The organism is Chitinophagaceae bacterium (genome assembly GCA_030053935.1).
In the GTDB taxonomy this organism is placed as follows: Bacteria; Bacteroidota; Bacteroidia; order Cytophagales; family JASGCU01; genus JASGCU01.
Map to the genome: position 1 here is coordinate 1 of JASGCU010000038.1, position 20,949 is coordinate 20,949.

The following is a 20,949-nucleotide window of genomic DNA, read 5'->3' on the forward strand; positions in this document are numbered from 1 at the left end:
GCATAGCACCGAGATATTGGTAGAAGATGTGGGAGGTCAAAAACTCCCCTCCTTTGGAGGGATTGGGGCAGGTCAAAAAAGGAAGAAAACCATTTATAAAAAAATAAAAATTCCGAAAAAAGATTTTTTGGACACCCTCATTCAAATTGATTTGGGCATCTATAATTATAGATGCAGTAATTTTATTATTTTGATAGAAAAGGCAAAATAATACTTTTTCTTTTCTTTTTTGAGAGAATATATATTAAAAAGAGAGATAATGACTCTGGTTTTTGAAAAGAAAAACACATACTTATAAAAAGATGGATACATTTAAGAGAAAATGAAGTATTATTACACAATAATTTTGTGAAATATAAAAAAAATGTAATTTTGACAAAGATAATATATTAGGTTTCTTTTTCTCTTTATTAAAATCATTTTTAATACACATTACCAATTATTTTAACAAAATGACGATACGTGAGGTAAAGAAATACATAGAAGATTTTACTCCTATAAGTTATCAAGAATCTTATGATAATTGCGGACTTATCGTCGGGAATCAAGATTTAGAAGTAGAAGGTATACTCATTACTTTGGATATAACGGAATCGGTTTTAGAAGAAGCCATAGAAAAAAGATGTAATTTGATTATATCCCATCACCCCGTACTCTTTCAGGGTATAAAAAAAATTACGAGCGGCACTCAATTAGGGAAGATATTGATAAAGGCAATACAATGCAATATATCTTTGTATGCTGCTCATACCAATTTAGACAACGTTCGGGGTGGAGTGAGTTTTCAACTTGCAAAAATTTTGGGTTTACAAGACGGTCAAATACTTCTCAAAAAAGAAGATACTTTGGCAAAGCTCGTTACTTTTGCTCCTCATTCTGATGCAAAAAATATACTAGAAAAATTACACGAAGTGGGAGCGGGGAGTATAGGAAATTATAGCCACTGTAGTTTTGTATCTGAGGGAACAGGGAGTTTTTTACCCAATGAAAATGCTCATCCTACCTTAGGAGAAAGACATTCTTTAGAAACAGTCCAAGAGCAAAAGATAGAAGTTATTTTTCCACGTTATTTGCAAAATATCATACTTCTCACATTAAAAAAGCATCACCCATACGAAGAAATTGCATATGATATTATCCATCTTACCAATGAAAATCAAGAATTCGGATCGGGAGTGATAGGATATTTGGAGCAAGAGATGGGGGAGGAAGATTTTTTATTTCACCTCAAAAAAGTATTGAATCTCTCTGTCATAAAATATACTCCGTTCCATAAAAAAATACGAAAAGTAGCAGTTTGTGGAGGAAGTGGCTATTTTCTATTACCAAAAGCAATACTATGTGAAGCCGATGCTTTTGTTACATCCGACTTCAAATACCACCAATATTTTGAAAATGAAAGTAAAATACTTATTGCTGATATTGGTCACTATGAAAGTGAAATATGCATGACAGAAATTCTCCATAACTATTTATTAAAAAAAAATATGAATAATATTTATGTATCTCAAATTATTACAAACCCTATTAAATACTACTATTAAAAAATGAAGCACGCAGCAGAAAAACTATTTGCAGATAGATTAGAAGCACTCTATAATTTACAGGTAATAGATACCAATTTAGATGAAATAAAGAAAGTGTTAGGAGCTCTCCCTGAAGAAATTATGGATATAGAGGATGAACATATCCAATACCAAAACCAAGAAAAGGAATGGATTGAAAAAATACAAGAAATACAAAACCAAATCATCACGTACAGGGAGGGTATTAAATCTTCTGAAAAACTTATTAAAAAATACGAAGAACAATTAATGAACATACGAAATGATAGAGAGTATTCCGCTATTATAAAAGAAATAGAAACACAATCCTTGGAAATTCAAATATGTGAAAAAAGAATTCAAGAGAAATATTTGTCTATAGAACAGATAAAACAAGGTCTAGAAAAGACAGAAAACCTCATCGTAGCTTGCTTAGAACGTCTCAAATCAAAACAAGACGAACTCTATTCCATAGTAGCAGAAAGCGAAAGTAGTGAAACCGAATGGAAACAAAAACGAGAAACTGCTGTTAAAAAAGTAGATGCAATACTTTTGAAAGCATACGACCGTATACGTAATAATACATCTAATGGATTAGCAATTGTAAATATTATAAAAGGATATTGCAACGGGTGTTTTAATATGATTCCACCACAAAAACGATCCGAAGTGCGTGAAAAAAAAAAAATGATTATTTGTGAACACTGCGGTAGAATTTTTTATGATGATATAAACTCAGAAGAAGATGCTTCCGGAGAAAAACCGACGAGAAGAAAACGAAAAACTATAGAAAAAAAAGAAGACAATACCATTATTAATCTTGACGAATAGATACAAAATACTATAACCATGAGTTTCAGTGAGCAAGAACTACTCAGAAGACAAGAAAGAGAAGGTCTCATAAAAATCGGAATAAACCCATACCCATCCGAGACATTCGACGTGAATACCCACAGTAAAAAAATCGTAGAGGACTACCAACAAAAACCTAATGAATCCCAAAATATATCCATAGCTGGAAGAGTTATGAGTATAAGAATTATGGGCTCTGCTTCCTTTGCTGTCATACAAGATTCTGTGGGGAAAATACAGACTTATATAAAAAGAGATGATATCTGCCCAAACGAAGATAAAACACTCTATAACGATGTTTTTAAAAAAAAAATAGGCATCGGGGATATTATCGGAGTAAAAGGATATGTTTTTACTACACAAACGGGAGAAATTTCTATTCATGTAAAAGAACTAAAATTATTATCTAAATCTCTCAAACTTATCCCCATCGTAAAAGAAACAGAAGACGAGCAGGGAAATAAAACTCTACACCATGCCTTTACTGATGCCGAACAGAGATACCGTCAAAGATATTTAGACCTCATCGTAAATCCCGAACAAAAAGAAATTTTTATCAAAAGAACCCAATTAATGAATACTATGAGAAACTATCTGAACGGGAAAGGATACCTAGAAGTAGAAACCCCCATACTACAACCACTCTACGGAGGTGCAGCAGCAAGACCTTTCAAAACCCATCATAACGCATTAGATACTACTCTTTATCTCCGTATTGCTAATGAACTCTATCTAAAACGATTGATTGTAGGAGGATTTGACGGTGTATACGAATTTAGCAAGGACTTTAGAAACGAAGGAATGGACAGGTTCCACAATCCTGAATTTACTCAAATAGAACTCTACGTCGCATATAAAGATTATATATGGATGATGGAACTCGTAGAAGAACTCATCGAAAAAATAGCAATACAACTCCACAGAACAACAGAAGTAACCGTCGGAAAGCATACCATCAACTTTGCAAAACCATGGAAACGTTTTACTATGTTTGAAGCAATACAACATTTTACGGGAATAGATATTTCTGAAATGAACGAAAAAGAACTTTCTGAAACAGCCAAAAAACTCAACATAGAAGTAAATAATACCATGGGAAAAGCAAAAATTATAGATGAAATATTCGGAGAAAAATGCGAACCATATATTATACAACCCACTTTTATTACCGATTATCCATTAGAAATGTCTCCTCTTTCTAAAAAACATAGAAATAAAAATGGACTCGTAGAAAGATTTGAAGCTATCTGCAACGGAAAAGAAATCTGTAACGCATACTCAGAAATAAATGACCCCATAGACCAACGACAACGATTCGAACAACAATTAGAAAACGGAAAAAGAGGCGATGATGAATCTATGCTCTTAGACGAAGATTTTCTAAAAGCATTAGAATATGGAATGCCTCCAACAGCAGGCTTAGGGATAGGAATTGACAGATTAACTATGATCATGACAAATTCTCACTCCATCCAAGATGTCCTCTTTTTCCCACAAATGAAACCCGAAAAAAAACAACACACCATCACCACAAAAGAATACGAACAAATAGGAATAAGAGCAGAACTTATCCCCCTCATAGAACAATTGAATATGAACACCCCCGAAAATATAAAAAATGCAAAAGAACAAAAACTCTTCCAAGACATGTGCAACATGAGAAAAAAAATGAAACTCCAACACATCTCTCCCCCAACTATAGAAGAAATACAATCATGGATACACTACTTACAAAATAATACATAAATCTTTTAACTCATTTCATACATGGATAGACAACAAATAACAGGACTCATTTTAATAGGAGGACTAACACTATACATCATATTTTTTTCCCCGAAACCCGAAGTCCAAAAGCAAACAAACAACACAGAACAAAAAAATAAAAAAGACAGCACCTCACATCAAAATGATAAAGCCACTCTCTCTCAAAATATACAAGTAGATACTACTCAACAAGCCCTCTTCCGCCAAGAACAATTTGGAATATTCTCCCCCATAGCACATGGAATAGAAAAAGAAATTAACATAGAAAATGAGGACTTACACATCATTTTTTCCAACAAAGGAGGAACTATAAAACAAGTAACCCTCAAAAAATACACTACCTATACAGGAACTCCTCTCATTATCTTTGATGCAGAGAAGTCAATATTTCAAACGCATTTTACCTCATTTAATAAAGCATTTGCATTTACTGACTTCTTTTTTATACCCCAAGAAAAAAAAATAACATCCGACACCACACAAATTATTTTTAGAGCATATATAGATGCACAAAGATACATAGAACAAACCTATACCATACCACAAAAGGGATACCTTATATCTTACTCTCACCAACTCATTGGACTCTCAACAGACGTCTCCCCACAAAATGTTGCAATACATTGGAAAAATAATGTTGCTCATATAGAAAAAGATATAAACGACCTCCGAGCAAGAACATTCATAAACTATTATACTACTGAAGAAGAAAAAGATGAACTGGGCGATAATTCTGTTTCTCTAGAACAAGAATCTATTGATACACCACTGAAATGGATTTCTTTCAAACAAAAATTCTTCTCTACCGCTCTGATACCAAAAGAACCATTTCAATCCGCAGATATTTCTACCAAAGTAGACGAACAAGATCCAAACTCGGCAAAACAAATGATTGCTACTATTCAAATAAATCCTAAAAACTGGACTCAAGAAAAATTTATATGTAACTTGTTTTTTGGACCTAATGAATACAATACTCTCAAAGAAATAGCCCCTGATTTTTCCTCTAATATTGACTTCGGATGGGCAATCCTTAAATGGATAAACAAAGGATTTATGCTCCCCATATTTCATTTTTTAGAAACTATTACTCTCAATCATGGAATCATTATAATAATACTCGTTGTCCTTATACGAATTATTTTATTACCACTCACCTATCATTCTTTTATAGGAATGGCAAAAATGCGTATTCTCAAGCCCGAAATAGACCAAATAAAAGAGAAATATCCCGACGATTTACAAAAACAACAAGTAGAAAACATGAACCTCTATAAGCAGGTAGGAGTAAACCCACTGAGCGGATGTATCCCAATGCTTCTACAACTCCCTATATTATTTGCAATGTTTTACTTCTTTCCTAATATTATAGAACTACGCCAAAAACCATTTCTCTGGGCAGAAGACCTCTCTACTTACGATAGCATCGCATCACTACCCTTTTCTATACCATTTTATGGAAGCCATGTAAGCTTATTTACCCTCCTTATGACCGCTTCCAGCTTACTGCTCACATGGTTCACCAATCAGATGACCACTGTGCAAGGTCCTATGAAAGTACTCCAATACATTGCCCCCATTATGTTTTTAGGACTCTTAAACTCTTACAGTGCAGGACTTTCTTTTTATTATTTTGTTTCGAACATCGCATCTGTAGCACAACAAGAGCTCATAAGAAAACTCATAAACGAAAAAAAAATAAGAAAAAAATTAGATGAAAATAGAAAAAAAAATCAAAACAAAAATAAATCATCTTTCCAACTAAAAATAGAAGATGCAATGAAAAAAGCAAAAGACAAAAAAAATACTAAAGGAGGTTCTAAAAACTGATAGATATAACATACAAACCAATGCACCTATCAACATAGCCCACGTTTTATCACGTGGGCTTTTTTTTGTATGCTCCAAATGAGAACTCCGCTTACAAAATAAGAAAATCATCTATTCCTTTACAAAAATGAGTTAAAAAAATAAAAAACGTTTATAAACGATTACTATCCTTCAGGATTTTTTGCTTTCATATATAATAAAAAAGAGAACCCAAAAGTATGCCTCCACATACCATAATTAAAAAAAATTGAAAGTTAACGCAACCTTTTGTCTTTTATTTCATTTAGAGAGAAAAAAGAAAATATATTTGGTTTTACTATCCAAAACAATACAACAAAACAGAGAAAGGAAGATGGATACGATAGTCCTCTCCCCGCATTTATACCAATGAAAAACTTTAAGATGAGTGTGAGTAATTATTCAGAAGAAACCATTATAAGAGGATGCCAGCAAGGAAAGCAGACATTTCAAACTCTTTTGTATGAAAGATATTCTGCGGTGCTTTTGGGACTTTGCAGAAGATATATAAAAAAGAGTGCTGATGCGGAAGATATAATGATACATTCGTTTGTAAAGATATTTGAAAATATAAAAAAATATACTTTTACGGGCAGTTTTGAAGGCTGGATAAAGCGAATTACTATCAATGAGTGCCTGCAATTTTTGAGAAAAAATAAACTTATTTTTGTAGATATGGATACCCTTCATAAAAACGAAGTGATAGAAGCAGAATATGATAATACAGAATTAGATGAAATGTATCTTTTAGAAATGGTGAACTCTCTCTCTACGGGATATAAGACAGTATTTAATCTGTATGTGATAGAAGGATATACTCATAAAGAAATAGCAGACATATTAGGAATAACAGAAAACACCTCTAAGTCCAATTTGAGTAGAGCCAGAGATATTTTACGAGGAAGAATACTCGCCCAAAAAAAGAATAACCTTATTGTATGACAAAAGATATTTTTGAGAATTATTTACTAAACACTTACAGAACACAATGAAAACAACAGAATTAGATGCTCTTTTGAAAAAAAAACTATCCCAGATAACCATAGTTCCACAAAAAGATTCGTGGATAGCAATCCAAGCCATATTACAGAAAAGACGAAAAAGAAGAGTAGTATATAGATTTGCGGCTACGGCATGTGTTGTAACAATCCTTTCGGGGACTTTTGCATTCTACACCTCCATTAATAGAAGCCCTGAAAACTATGAACATACTATAAGTAATATTCCCACAAGAGAAAAGAGTATTCAAAAAGAAACAATATCAAAAGCGGATAACTCTCCCACAGTAAAAGCAGAAACCCGTAATCCTACTTCAAAAAAAAATATAATTACAACATCAACAACGAATACATCTGCAACACAAGAAGTCTATGAAGCAGGTATGACAAATGAAACAAGAATACAAGTAGATATGGTTTTTTTAGAAAAAAAAATCTACAATCCTTCTCCACCTGAAGTATTGAAAATTTCGCATATTACTCTTTCTCCCATATTTATATCAAAGAACATTTCCACAAAAAAAAGAAATATATGGACAGATATAGTAGTTTTTTTTCAAAAAGCAGAAAACTTTCATCAGAGATATTCTTTTGAAAATATACTCAAACCGAAACAGAAAATACAAATAGAATATGCCTATTTAGTGGAAATAAAAATAAATAAAAAGTATTAAACAAGTATCTAACGCTCTCTTTATATAATAATATATTCATTTCATTAACGTAAACATAAATAAAACAACAGATGAGATTTTTAGAAAATTCAAAAAAGTTACTATTTACAATATATCTTATCCTTTTTTTTGGATTAGTTTCTTGTAAAAAAGATGAAGTTACCACAGAGGTAACAGTAGATGAGGTATCTGTAGGATCAGAATCCGGAATAGATGCTACAATGTTAGAAGTAGACAATACGGTAGAACAATCTTTATCAGTAGATTATGCATCATCTGCAAGAGTAAATGCAGATACTATTACTGCTGATGATATGGTTTTTGGTTCTTGTACTACAAAGAAGTTTTATAGATTACTAGGAAAAAAAATTATCGTATACGATACTATCAGAGGATGTATTGGATATGGAGGCAGAGTAAGAAAAGGAACAATTACTATTGATTATACTCCTAACGCTGCTTATCCTTTGTTTCCTACTCGTTCTGTCACTTTTAAAAATTTTTATATAGATAGTATAAAAGTAGAAGGGACGAGAGTTATTACATTTAAAGGAGCTACCGCAGATTTTCTTACATATACCCATGAAATTTCTTTAAAAAATGGAAAATTTACATGGCCCGATGGAAGTAGTGCTACTCGAGAGGAAACAAAAACGAGAACTTATACTATAAATTCTATAGCAGCTAAACAAGTGACAAAAGTTACTTATTCAGGTGATGTAACTGGAACAAACCGAAACGGAAAAACATACCTTTCTAAAGTTTCAGAGAAAACCCCTTTAATATTTAGTATTGACTGTTTGTCACAGGGAAAACCAGTTTGTACCCAAGGGATTTTAGAACATATAGTAGACGGAACTACTTATTCCATAGATTATGGTAAAGGGGTTTGTGATAACACCGCTATCATAACTGTAAATGGGAAATCAAAAGAAATTACCATAAACACAAAGAAAAAAAAATCATAAATTATTGTTAGAAGAGAGTGTTAGATACTTTTTTATAAATACTTCATAAATAATACTACCAATGAAACAGATAACATATTACATAACCGCCGGTTTACTTTTACTATTGAGCAGTACTCATACAGCCAATTGTTTTTATTATACAGATACTATTATCGTAAAAATAGGAGACAGTAGTCAGATATTTTTTTCTATTCACTCTCAAAAAGATTTTCAAAAAATAAGAGAACAAAATATTAACGAAATACTAGAGAATAGTATGGATTCTACAGATATGAAATTAGTAGAAAAAAATATTATTTCGAATGATACCGAGCAAGATTTTTATGACAATAGAAAACGAAGTGGAAGAAACGAAAAAAAAGGAAATAGAGACCATACATTTTCCATCATAAAAAAAGAGCTTCCTAATGGAAAAAAACACATAACTATTGATTTTAAGAGAAAAGTAAGAATCAATATAATAGGAGATACGTGGGAAGAAGCGGAAGAAGAGTTAGATAGAATATATAAATTTATGAGAATGAGAACACATTGGAAACAATGGTATCCAAAAAACGATAGAAAAAAAGAAAAAAAATACGACCATTCGTTTTATTTTGATTTTGGGATGAATAATTGGATACAACCCAATGGAACACTTCCTCAAAGCAATGGAGAACACTATTCTGTGCGACCTTGGGGTTCTTGGTATGTAGGTCTTACCAGCACTCATTCACATTTGGTAAAAGGACCACTCTATTTTGAATGGGGAATTGGATTTTCTTGGTATAATTGGAAATTTGAAGATCCTTCTACTCAAATTATGAAGCGAAATGCAGATATACTCTTTTACCAAGGCAATCAAAGTAATGAATGGATAAAGAGTAAACTTTCTGCAACATATATACATGCATCTTTCGTACCTGTGATACATATAGGAAATAAAAAAAATATACGGATATATAAAATTGGTTTTGGTGGATATATAGCATATAGAATAGAATCTCATAGCAAAACTATAAAAAAAGTAGAAGGACATAAGCTAACAGATCTTCAGGGTGATGATTTTTATATCAGTAATTTTAGATATGGTTTGAGGGGACAAGTGGGATGGAGACGATTAGATTTTTTTGTAAATTATGATTTGAATCCCGTGTTTTATGAAGATAAAGGACCGAAGCTCAATGCTATAAGCTTTGGAATCACTCTCCATTTATTGTAAGCGGTTCTAAACATTTTTACTGTATAACTTCATTTAGATGCAATATTGTAAGCTCTCTCTTTTATCTTTATAGTAGAAAGCAGGTTCTAAGAACTAAGTTTTTAGAACCTGTCGATACTTTATATAATATATGTTTTAGAAAAGTAATTCGGATTATTTTTTTTAGAGATTTTTTCTTTTTTTATTTGTTCCACAACTATAAGGATACCTCAAAGTTCTCTGCTATTTGGGTAGGTGTGAGTTTTCCTCTTTTGAGAGCTTTTATGATTCTTTCCTCCATCTTTCTTTTTTATACATTATATTGATACTTTCTTTTATAATTTTTACAAATTTTCTCAAACCTTCCAGTCTTCCTCTCTCTGTTTTTTTGGATTTATTGATACACTTATTTAATAACTCACCTTGCGCAAAAATATAATAAAATTTCATACCTTACCTTTTAAAAATCTTACAATAAATTTTTTGAAAATAATTTTTGTGCAATGCCCAAGGTCAGTTATAAAAAGAGTTTCAACGATAATCAAAAATACTTAACGTGAGTTCTTAAAGTCAGTTTTTAGAACCCATCTTATAAAAAAAATAGGGGCATAAAATACGCCCCCATTTAAATATGAAACTTTGACAAACGATTTACAAAACTAATAAAAAAATAATAAATATCAAATATATATAAATTTTCATTAAGTTTTTGTATAAATTATTCAAAATAATTAAAAAAATAATAGAAAATCATCTAAAATTGATTTTTTAGCAATTATATATAAAAATTATCAGATAAAAAGCAAGAAATGAGATAATTATTTATACAAAACGGCTCATTTTTAGAATTATCTACCATATTATTATTGTTGTCTCTTAAAAAAACAAAATGAAGCCCAATTTTTCACAAATAAGTTATGATATGACAAAAGATTATGTGGTAAAAATTCCCCATAATGCTGCTAAATGGAAAAACCCCGAAGGTTTTGATATTCCATGTTGTTTTGATCCAAAATCTATTGAAGGGATAGAGCATTTAGGATATTGTGCGGGATTACCTCCTTATACAAGAGGACCTTATGCAAGTATGTATTGTGTTCAACCTTGGACTATACGCCAATATGCAGGGTTTTCCACTGCAGAAGAGTCAAATAATTTTTATAAACAGAATCTTTCTATGGGACAAACGGGTCTTTCTGTTGCTTTTGACCTACCTACCCATAGAGGATATGATTCTGATAACGAAAGAGTAAAAGCAGACGTGGGCAAAACAGGTGTTGCCATTGATACGGTGGAAGATATGAAGATATTATTTAAAGATATTCCTTTGGATAAAATATCTGTCTCTATGACTATGAACGGGGCTGTTATTCCTATTATGGCTTTTTTTATAGTGGCTGCCGAAGAATATGGCATATCGAAAGAAAAACTTACGGGAACGATTCAGAATGATATTTTAAAAGAATTTATTGTCAGAAATACGTACATTTATCCTCCATCCAAGAGTATGAAAATTGTAGCAGATGTTTTTAAGTATTGTAAAAAATATCTACCGAAGTTTAATAGCATCAGTATAAGTGGTTATCACATGCATGAAGCTGGTGCGACAGCAGACATAGAACTTGCTTACACTCTTGCAGATGGGATAGAATACGTCAAGACGGGATTAAAAGCAGGTTTAGATATAGATGAATTTGCTCCCCGTCTTTCTTTCTTTTTTGGAATTGGAATGAATTTTTTTACAGAAATAGCAAAGATAAGAGCCGCAAGAACTCTTTGGGCTTTGCTCATGCAAAAGTTTCATCCTCAAAATCCAAAATCTCTTATTTTGAGAACCCATTGTCAGACATCGGGATGGAGTTTAACAGAACAAATGCCCTATAATAATATAGCCCGTACGACCATAGAAGCCATTTCTGCTGTGTTAGGACATACACAATCTCTCCATACGAATGCTCTTGATGAAGCCATAGCACTTCCTTCTTTTCATTCTGCAAAAATAGCTCGAAATACACAACTCTACCTTCAAAATGAAACCAATATCACAAAAGTAGTTGACCCTACGGGAGGTTCTTATTATATAGAAAATCTTACGCAAATGCTGATTCAAAAAACAAATCTTCTTATGGATGAAATAGAAAATATGGGAGGGATGCTTCCCGCTTTAGAGTCCGGATTACCCAAACTCCGAATAGAAGAATCTGCGACTCACAAACAAGCTCAAATAGATTCTCAAAAACATATTATTGTGGGAGTAAATAAATTTTTTTATGATTCTAAAAAACATATAGATTCTTTAGAAATAGATAATGTATCCGTAAAAGAAAATCAAATCAGAAAAATTCAAGAGGTAAAAAGCAAAAGAAACGAAGAAGAAGTGCAAAATATCCTTCGTATTATTACCGAAAAGGCAAATAATACAGAAACAAACCTTTTGGAACTGGCTGTAGAAGCAGCAAAAAAAAGGGCTACTTTAGGAGAAATATCTGATGCTTTAGAAAAAACATTTGGAAGATATACCGCAAACACAAGGTCTATCTCTGGGGTATATGCTCAAGAAGCATCTCAAGATGCGGATTATAAAGAAGCAAAACACCTCGTAGATGTATTTTCAAAAATGGAAGGACGCAGACCCCGTATGCTTTTAGTAAAAATGGGACAAGATGGACACGATAGAGGGTATAAAATAGTTGCTACGGGATTTGCAGATATGGGTTTTGATGTGGAAATAGCACCTCTTTTTCAAACACCCCAAGAAGTAGCAAAGCAAGTAGTACAAACAGACCCACATATTGTTGGAATATCTACCCTTGCAGGAGCTCATAAAGTTCTCATTTCTGAATTGATAGATACTTTAAAAGGATTTCAAATAGAAGATACACTTATCATAGCTGGAGGAATTATCCCTGAAAAAGATCACCAGATATTATATGACAAAGGAGTTCATTTTATATTTGGACCGGGAACTCATATTGCAAAGGCAGCTCTTTTTGTGATGCAAAAACTTCTGCAAAAATTATGATCTATGGATTATTGTATTTGTTTTCAATAATAAGGGTAAACAAAAAACATAGTCCACGATTGGAATCATGGATTAAGGAGCATTATTTATATTTTTTTTATTTTAAAAATGCTTCCAACCTTGTGCTTGTATAGGAACATATTGATTCTCTTTACTCACTAAAAAAGCATCAGTATTCTCTGTTATATATCCGATAAAGCGAATATCGGCGTGTTTTTTTACCTTTTCATAATCTTTTTGGTCTATAGTAAAGAGAAGTTCATAATCTTCTCCACCATTGAGGGCCGCAGTAATGGGTTCTATTTGAAAAAGCACCGCTGCTTCCAAAGTATTATTAGCTATAGGAATGTGTTCTTCGTAAATTCTGACCCCTACTCCTGATTGATTGCATATATGCAATAGTTCACTAGCCAGTCCATCAGAAATATCTATCATAGAGGTAGGAACTATTCCTAGTGTGGACAAATCATGGATGATATCTACTCGTGCTTCGGGTTTTAGTTGCCTTTGCACGATATATGTATGAGCAGAGATGTCGGGTTGAGTATGAGGGTTTGCTAAAAATGCTACCTTTTCTCTGTTCAGAATGTGTAATCCCATATACGCTGCTCCCAAATCACCGGTTACACAGATAATATTGTTCTTTTTAGCACCACTTCGGTAAGTAATTTTGTGTTTTTCAATTTCTCCTACCACTGTAACGGAAATAACTAACCCCGCCTTTGAGGAAGTAGTATCTCCACCTATCAAATCTACTTTGTAGGTATCGCATGCCTGCTTTATTCCTTCGTATAATGCCTGCACAGATTCTAATGAAAATCTATTACTGATACCTATATTGGTAGTTATTTGCGTTGCTTTTCCATTCATCGCCGCAATATCGGATATATTTACTGCTACTGCTTTATAACCTAAATATTGAAGGGTAGTATAGGTTAAATCAAAGTGAATATTTTCTAACAGCATATCTGTGGATATGAGAATGGTTTTATCAGAGGCAATAACAGCGGCATCATCTCCAATTCCTTTGATAGTAGAAGGAGATTGATGCCGTGCAAATTGTTTTTTTATTTGTTCTATAAGCCCAAATTCTCCTATGTCACGAATATCTGTTTTCATAATTTCCAAAATTTATAATTCATAAATTAGATTAAAGAGGTATGTTTCCGTGCTTTTTTCTGGGAATGGTATCTACTTTATTTTCTATATTTTTGAATGCAGATATAACTTTGAGACGAGTTTGGCTTGGGATTATCACTTCATCTATGTATCCGTACTTTGCGGCGTGGTATGGATTAGCAAATTGTTCTGTATATTCGTTTATTTTTTCTTGGAGTTTTGCTTCAGGATGAGGGTCATTTTTAATTTCATTTTTAAAAATAATTTCTGAGGCTCCTTTTGCTCCTACGACTGCTATTTCTGCTGTAGGCCATGCGAAGTTCATATCCGCTCCTATATGTTTTGAGTTCATAACATCATAAGCTCCTCCGTATGCTTTTCGGGTTATGACGGTAATTCTTGGAACCGTAGCTTCAGAAAATGCATAGAGTATTTTTGCACCATTAGTAATGATTCCATTCCATTCTTGTTCGCTTCCTGGCAAAAAACCTGGGACATCTACTAATACTAATAATGGGATATTAAAACAATCACAAAATCGTATAAATCGAGCGGCTTTTACAGATGCTTTTATATCTAATACTCCTGCTAAAAATGATGGTTGATTGGCGACTATTCCCACGGATTTTCCTTGTATTCTGCTAAATCCAATAATGATATTTTCTGCATAATTCTTGTGGACTTCAAAAAATGTGTCTTCATCTATTATTTGTTGGATAACATCTTTCATATCGTATGGATGATTGGGATTTTCAGGAATGAGATTGTCTAATGTTGGTCTCAGTTCGTTTTTTGCTTCATAAGGAAGTATGGGAGGGGTTTCTTCACAATTTTGAGGGATGTAAGAAAGGAGTGTTTTTATATTTTTTATACATTCTACTTCATTTGGATAATAAAAATGAGAAACACCGCTTTTGCTACTGTGCGTATAAGCACCTCCTAAGTCTTCTTGGGAAATTTCTTCTTTGGTTACTGTTTTTACAACATTTGGTCCGGTGACAAACATATAAGATGTTTTTTCTACCATAAAAATAAAATCAGTAAGTGCGGGAGAATATACGGCTCCACCGGCACAAGGACCCATTATAGCAGATATTTGAGGAATGACTCCCGAAGCTTTCGTGTTTCTATAAAATATATCTGCATACCCACCTAAGGCAACCACGCCTTCTTGAATTCGGGCGCCGCCCGAATCATTGAATCCTATAACAGGTATTCCATTTTTAAGAGAAAGGTCTAAGAGACGAACTATTTTCTGTGCATGAGATTGTGATACAGATCCTCCTAAAACTGTAAAGTCCTGACTATATACATATACGGGTCTATTTTGAATCGTTCCATATCCTGTAACAACCCCATCCCCAAAGTAATGTTCCTTTTCTAATCCGAACTCATGGCAAGTATGGGTTACATATTTGCCTAATTCTTGAAAAGAACCCGAATCTAATAATAAATCTATTCTTTCCCTTGCGGTAAGTTTTCCTTTCGCATGCTGTTGTTGAATTTTTTGTTCCCCGCCTCCTTTCAGAACCTCTTTATTGATAATATTCAAATACTCTAATTTTTTTTTATGAGTAGACATAGTTAATTATAATGTATGAATTATAGTAATATAACGTGAGTTCATTTGTTATTTTTTTGCATAAGTTCTTGTATTATTTTATTTTTCTTTTCTGTTATTTTATCTTTTAATGATAGTTTGTATTCTTTTTCGGAGTCTTTTCTCTTTGCATACATGTGTTTAGTTTTAGTTGTAAAACTATAAAAGTTTTGAAATCTATTGTAAAAACAATGTTTTATTTCCATTTTAGTGTGTTCAGGAGATGGAGAATATCATATTTTACATATTCTATGATTGGCTTTAAGGAATCATTTTTTTCAGAAGTATTGAAATATAAAGCACCTCGTAAAAAATGTTTGGTAGAATCAGTGGTATGAAAATGAAATTGTGTAGGAGTATCTCCCATTATTTCAGAAACACTTGCAATGCTCCCATTGGGTAGTTTTATGAGTGATTCTTCAATAGAATATGCTTTTATTTTATGCTTGTAAGTCAGTTTATACGAATCATTCAGATATTTTTCTAAATCAAGTGGACGATTTTTATTGATAGGCTTATAAGTAAGTTGAATCCAACAACTAAAATGAGGATATTCTATGCTTATCCAGTAAGGTTCGCTCAGCCATCCCGAATCTTTTTTGATGAAAGATTTTGTATGGTGTTCAAAAGAGTATGGATAATGGTTTTGAAATAATTGGTAAGTGTGAGGAGGAAGTTCTATTCTTGGGTATGCTCTTGCTCTTTGAATGTATTTTTCTTCACAGGAAAAGAGTATGGAGCAGAGAAATAATACATGGAGAGATAGTGCGTAATATAGTATTGTTTTCATAGTTAATGGGTGTTTTTTATATGTTATTTTAAAATAATTTTTCGGAAAAATATACAATGCAGAACTTTTTTGCATAAAAGAGCAAAAAATAAAAGATAAGTCTGCTTAATAAGAGTATTTTTAGTAAAAAAAGAAGCAATTTGTTATAAATATGTGTAAGAACAATTATTTTTTAGAAATTTTGTTTTTTTAGAAAGATATATAATAAAAACAGAAAAGTTTCAATGAGCGATTCAGAAAGTAAATACAAAGAACCCAAAATATTAAAATAACTTATAACTCATAATTCAATATGTGTGTATTACTATTTTCGTGGAAGCAGCACCCCAAATATCCTTTTGTAATGGCATCTAATAGAGATGAACATTATGAACGTCCTACAAAAGCACTTCATTTTTGGGAAGATTACCCTGATGTTTTAGCAGGAAGAGATCTTCAAGCAGGGGGTTCGTGGATGGGATTCAGTAAAAAGCATAGATTTGCTGCTATTACGAATTATAGAAATGGATTGCACAAGGGGGCGACTCTTTCTCGTGGAAATTTGGTAAAGGACTTTCTGGTATCTGATAAAGATCCCGCAGTTTTTTTTGAATCCATGCAGAATACTTTTGAGGAATACAATGGTTTTAATTTTTTATTTGGAGTCAGGAGTTCTCTTTACTATTGTAATAACGAAGATAAGAAGTTAGTAGAAATTGCTCCTGGTCTTTATGGTATTAGCAATGCTGTTTTGGATACACCTTGGTTCAAAATAGAATTAGGAAAAGCAAAATTGAAAGGTATTCTCGCTCAAGAAGAGATTGTTGCAGATAATATTTTTGAGATGTTGCAAGATGCCACGCAGGCACCCGATGATTTATTACCTAAGACAGGGATTAGCATGGAGAGGGAAAAATTACTTTCTTCTCTTTTTATTAAAAGTAATAATTACGGAACATGTTCTTCTGCTCTCATTACTGTTGATACAAAAAAAACAATACATTTTACAGAAAACGAATATACAGTGGGCAAAAGAAAGGGAGGACGACAGGATTTTTATATAAATAATACAACATTATAATATTATTTTATGAATATAAATAAAAAAACATTACTTTTATGTGTGAGTATTGTATGCTTTTGCAGGACTCTTTCTGCACAGTTCGTAGAGATTACTTCTCCAGGTTTTACTTTTGTGGGAATGCATTCAGGAATAGATCTCAATGGAATTACTAATGGCATAAATGCTTCGTCGCGTAGTAGTGCTTTCTTTGATTATGATGAAGATGGGGATTTAGACATACTTGTTTCTGAATATGGTGCAGTGTTTGAGATGGATGGAGCTCTTACAGATGGAAATTATAAACTCTATCAAAATAATAGAGGAAGTAGTTTTACAGAGATTACTACTGCTTTATTAGGTTTGGAAAACCCTACCAATAGTTTTGGGGATTATGATAATGATGGATATATAGATGTATTTTCAGGAGGATATTTTTGGGGAGAGACGACAGAATACCGCTTTGCTGCCCTTTATAGGAATGGAAGTGGGACGGGTTTTTCTATAGATATAACTTTTGCAGGGGTGCGAGATGGTACGAGTGCTTTTGTGGATTATGATAATGATGGGGATTTGGATTTATTTGTTTCGGGAGAGTATGGTTTAGAGTCTGGTTTGAATAAGTTGGCTTCTTATTTTTATAAAAATACGGGAGGAGTATTTTCGAAAGAAGATTCTTTAGAGGGGGTTCGAAGTGGTTCTTGTCTTTTTGAGGATTATGATAACGATGGAGACAAGGATTTATTTTTATGCGGGAATAACGGGACAAATAAGATATTTGATTTATATAATAATAATAGAACGGGTTTTTCAAGAGTGGAAGGGACATCCTTTGTGGGAGTAGATTATAGTTCTCTATCTATTGGTGACTATGACAAAGATGGATATATAGATATTCTTGCCACGGGAAGTTCCACTTCTGCGGTAGTTTCCACACTGTATAGAAATAAAAATGGGAAACGATTTAGTGCTGTGAATGCTTCATTTACAGGTGTGCGAAGGGGAGGTGGTCGTTTTATAGATTATGATAATGATGGGGATTTGGATATTTTTCTGTCGGGTGAAGCGAGTAGTGGAGATATTACTAAATTATATCAAAATAATGCGGGTGTTTTTACAGAAAAGAACACACAGGTTACTGCTGTTAGAAATGCATATAGTGTTTTTGGGGACTACGATAATGATGGGGATATGGATTTATTTTTACGAGGATTTGATAACAGTTATGATATTAATATTTCCAAACTGTATAGAAATGATACTATTCAAAATGTTTTATTTACGACTAATTCCTCCCCTTCGCTTCTTATGGGATTACATTCTTCGGTTTCGGGAGATAGTGTTTTATTTTCTTGGAATAGAGGTTTAGATAATCAAACAGCAAAAAAGGGACTCAGTTATAATCTGTATATTCGTAATGGAACAAATATAATTAGAACTTCCCATTCTTTTGGTATTAATGGGAAACGAAGTATTCCTCAAAGAGGGAAAGTGCAGGATACTTTTTTACTCGTCAAGAATATTCCTGCGGGAGTTTCTGAATGGGGGGTTCAGTCAATAGATGGATCTTTTGTATCGAGTAATTGGGCTACGGGAACATTTTCTATTACTGCATCTGATGTTCCCATTGCTGTTATTCGAGATAATTTTCCTACAGAATTTACACTCGTATGGAATAGAGTATCTGTTGCTACCGCTTATGAGTTAGATATTTCCACTGATGCAGGGTTCCAAACTTTTTTTTACCAAGATACTTTAGTAAATCAAATAGATACTACCCAAAGAATATCTTCCCTGACTGAGGGTGTTCGTTATTATTATCGTATCCGTTCTGTTGTATCGGGAGGATATAGTCATTATAATCAGAGTTCTGTTATTTTTAGTAATAGATTTACTGCATTGACGGGTTCGGGATATACTTTTAGTAACGAAACCTCTTATTCTACGGCATTTGGTGATTATGATAGTGATGGTGACTTGGATTTTGTTCTTACTACCGACTCCGATCCTCAAATGTATGAAAATGTTTCAGGAATATTTTCTCGGATATACTCAGGTTCTTTTTCTACTGTTTCGAGTGCTAATAGAGTTGGTTTTATTGACTTTGATAATGATAAAAAACTAGATCTCTTTTTTCAAAAAGATAATTCCACAACTCTCTATAAAAATAATGGAACAGGATTTTCCATATTTATGGGAGCGACATTTGTATCAGTAGATTTAGCATCTCTATCATTTGGAGATTATAATAATGATGGGTATGTGGATATTTTTCTAACGGGAAATAACAATACTAATCTTATTTCCAAGCTCTATAAAAATAACAGAGGCACGGGATTTACAGAAGTAACAGGAAATACTTTTACAGGCGTAAGATATGGTAGTAGTTCTTTTGGGGATTATGATAATGATGGGGATTTGGATTTGTTTTTATTAGGAGATACTTATAGCAACAACATAGGAGAAATTTATAAAAATACAGAAGGAATATTCATCAAAGAAATAACAGTACTGAATAAAGAGCGATCGGGTGCCTATCTTCATAATGTATGTGTAGATTACGATAAAGATGGGGATTTAGATATATTGGTAATAAAAAAAGATGCATCTGAATGGTATGTAAATACATCAGGTTCTTTTGTAAAAGGGGATATTTTTGTGGGAGATTATAAATATGCTTCTTTTGGAGACATAAATAATGATGGATATTTAGATATGTTTTTAACAAAACAAACCTCATCTCATCTTTATAAAAATAATAAGACAGGTTTCTCTGAAATAATTCATAATGCATTCAATGGATTTACAGAAGGAAGCAGTCATATTGTGGATTATGATAATGATGGGGACTTAGATATATTTGTAGCAGGAGGAAATTCTCAAATGATATATAGAAATGAATTACTTACAAAACCATTTTCTCCTAATACTCCTCCATCTGCTCCTACTCATCTATCAGAAGAAAAACTATCCAATAGAAGTTACCGTCTCAAATGGTCATCTGCTCTAGACGATAAGACATCTAAAAAATCACTCCAATACAATATATACATAGGAACTTCCCCATCAAAACGAGATAGTATTAGAAGCGCTCATTCTTTTACAGATGATGGTACCAGAAAAATTCTCTTTCAGGGGCTTATTTCGGATACAAGTTATGTGTTACAAAATCAAGCCCCTCGTGATTATTATTGGAGCGTACAGGCAATAGATGGTTCATTAGCAGGAGGAACTTGGGCAACGGAAAGAATCTATAATTTTGCCGCTACCAAAGACCAGCAGACCATCTCTTTTACTAATCTTACCAAGACCTTCGGCGATCCTCCCTTTATTTTAGCAAATACAAATAGCGGACTACTTATATCCTACAGCAGTAGTAGTTCCATTGTTTCTTTTTCCAAAAACAGTATCTCAATAATTGGAACAGGAACTGCTTCTATAACAGCGTATAACAACGGAAATGCTTTTACTCTTGCAGAAGATTCTACTGTGATTCTTACCATACACAAAGCAGCTCAGAGTATATCTTTTGAAACCATTACCAA

General features: G+C 32.8%; 15 protein-coding genes. 12 read left to right on the forward strand and 3 right to left on the reverse strand.

Annotation, left to right across the window (positions count from 1 at the left end):
• The 10 genes from QM536_05430 to scpA all read left to right on the forward strand — a co-directional run.
• Positions 1-211: hypothetical protein (locus QM536_05430; GenBank protein ID MDI9356448.1), on the forward strand; the 211-nt coding region annotated here is incomplete at its 5' end.
• Positions 212-452: 241 nt separating this feature from the next.
• The gene (locus QM536_05435; protein MDI9356449.1) at positions 453-1,544 is read left to right on the forward strand and encodes a Nif3-like dinuclear metal center hexameric protein; all 1,092 of its coding nucleotides are present in this window, start codon (positions 453-455) and stop codon (positions 1,542-1,544) included.
• Between the two features lie 3 nt (positions 1,545-1,547).
• Positions 1,548-2,375: a C4-type zinc ribbon domain-containing protein gene (locus QM536_05440; protein MDI9356450.1), complete on the forward strand. Its 828-nt coding sequence runs from the start codon at positions 1,548-1,550 to the stop codon at positions 2,373-2,375.
• Positions 2,376-2,393: 18 nt separating this feature from the next.
• Positions 2,394-4,142: a lysine--tRNA ligase gene (gene lysS / locus QM536_05445; GenBank protein MDI9356451.1), complete on the forward strand. Its 1,749-nt coding sequence runs from the start codon at positions 2,394-2,396 to the stop codon at positions 4,140-4,142.
• Between the two features lie 21 nt (positions 4,143-4,163).
• The gene (gene yidC, locus QM536_05450) at positions 4,164-5,993 is read left to right on the forward strand and encodes a membrane protein insertase YidC (protein MDI9356452.1); all 1,830 of its coding nucleotides are present in this window, start codon (positions 4,164-4,166) and stop codon (positions 5,991-5,993) included.
• A 267-nt stretch (positions 5,994-6,260) separates the two neighbouring features.
• Positions 6,261-6,953 (forward strand): sigma-70 family RNA polymerase sigma factor, encoded by a 693-nt coding sequence (locus tag QM536_05455; GenBank protein ID MDI9356453.1) that lies wholly within the window; start codon positions 6,261-6,263, stop codon positions 6,951-6,953.
• Between the two features lie 46 nt (positions 6,954-6,999).
• Positions 7,000-7,683, forward strand: coding sequence for a hypothetical protein (locus QM536_05460; protein ID MDI9356454.1), 684 nt, complete (start codon positions 7,000-7,002; stop codon positions 7,681-7,683).
• A 71-nt stretch (positions 7,684-7,754) separates the two neighbouring features.
• On the forward strand, positions 7,755-8,651 hold the full coding sequence (locus tag QM536_05465; GenBank protein ID MDI9356455.1) for a hypothetical protein: 897 nt from the start codon (positions 7,755-7,757) through the stop codon (positions 8,649-8,651).
• Positions 8,652-8,712: 61 nt separating this feature from the next.
• On the forward strand, positions 8,713-9,855 hold the full coding sequence (locus tag QM536_05470) for a hypothetical protein (GenBank protein ID MDI9356456.1): 1,143 nt from the start codon (positions 8,713-8,715) through the stop codon (positions 9,853-9,855).
• An 868-nt stretch (positions 9,856-10,723) separates the two neighbouring features.
• Positions 10,724-12,856: a methylmalonyl-CoA mutase gene (scpA, locus tag QM536_05475; GenBank protein MDI9356457.1), complete on the forward strand. Its 2,133-nt coding sequence runs from the start codon at positions 10,724-10,726 to the stop codon at positions 12,854-12,856.
• A 102-nt stretch (positions 12,857-12,958) separates the two neighbouring features.
• Here the strand turns inward: scpA and thiL are convergent, their stop codons facing one another.
• The 3 genes from thiL to gldD form a co-directional block, all read right to left on the reverse strand.
• Positions 12,959-13,975 carry a thiamine-phosphate kinase gene (thiL, locus tag QM536_05480; protein ID MDI9356458.1) on the reverse strand — a complete coding sequence of 339 codons (1,017 nt, stop codon included), beginning with the start codon at positions 13,973-13,975 and terminating at the stop codon, positions 12,959-12,961.
• 31 nt (positions 13,976-14,006) lie between these two features.
• Positions 14,007-15,557 carry an acyl-CoA carboxylase subunit beta gene (locus QM536_05485; GenBank protein ID MDI9356459.1) on the reverse strand — a complete coding sequence of 517 codons (1,551 nt, stop codon included), beginning with the start codon at positions 15,555-15,557 and terminating at the stop codon, positions 14,007-14,009.
• A 214-nt stretch (positions 15,558-15,771) separates the two neighbouring features.
• Positions 15,772-16,365, reverse strand: a complete 594-nt coding sequence (gene gldD / locus QM536_05490) for a gliding motility lipoprotein GldD (GenBank protein MDI9356460.1) — start codon at positions 16,363-16,365, stop codon at positions 15,772-15,774.
• A gap of 292 nt (positions 16,366-16,657) precedes the next feature.
• Between gldD and QM536_05495 the strand changes: the two genes are divergently transcribed.
• Positions 16,658-17,425, forward strand: a complete 768-nt coding sequence (locus QM536_05495) for an NRDE family protein (GenBank protein MDI9356461.1) — start codon at positions 16,658-16,660, stop codon at positions 17,423-17,425.
• Between the two features lie 9 nt (positions 17,426-17,434).
• Positions 17,435-20,949, forward strand: a 3,515-nt coding sequence (locus QM536_05500; GenBank protein ID MDI9356462.1) for a VCBS repeat-containing protein, incomplete at its 3' end; no start/stop codon positions are given.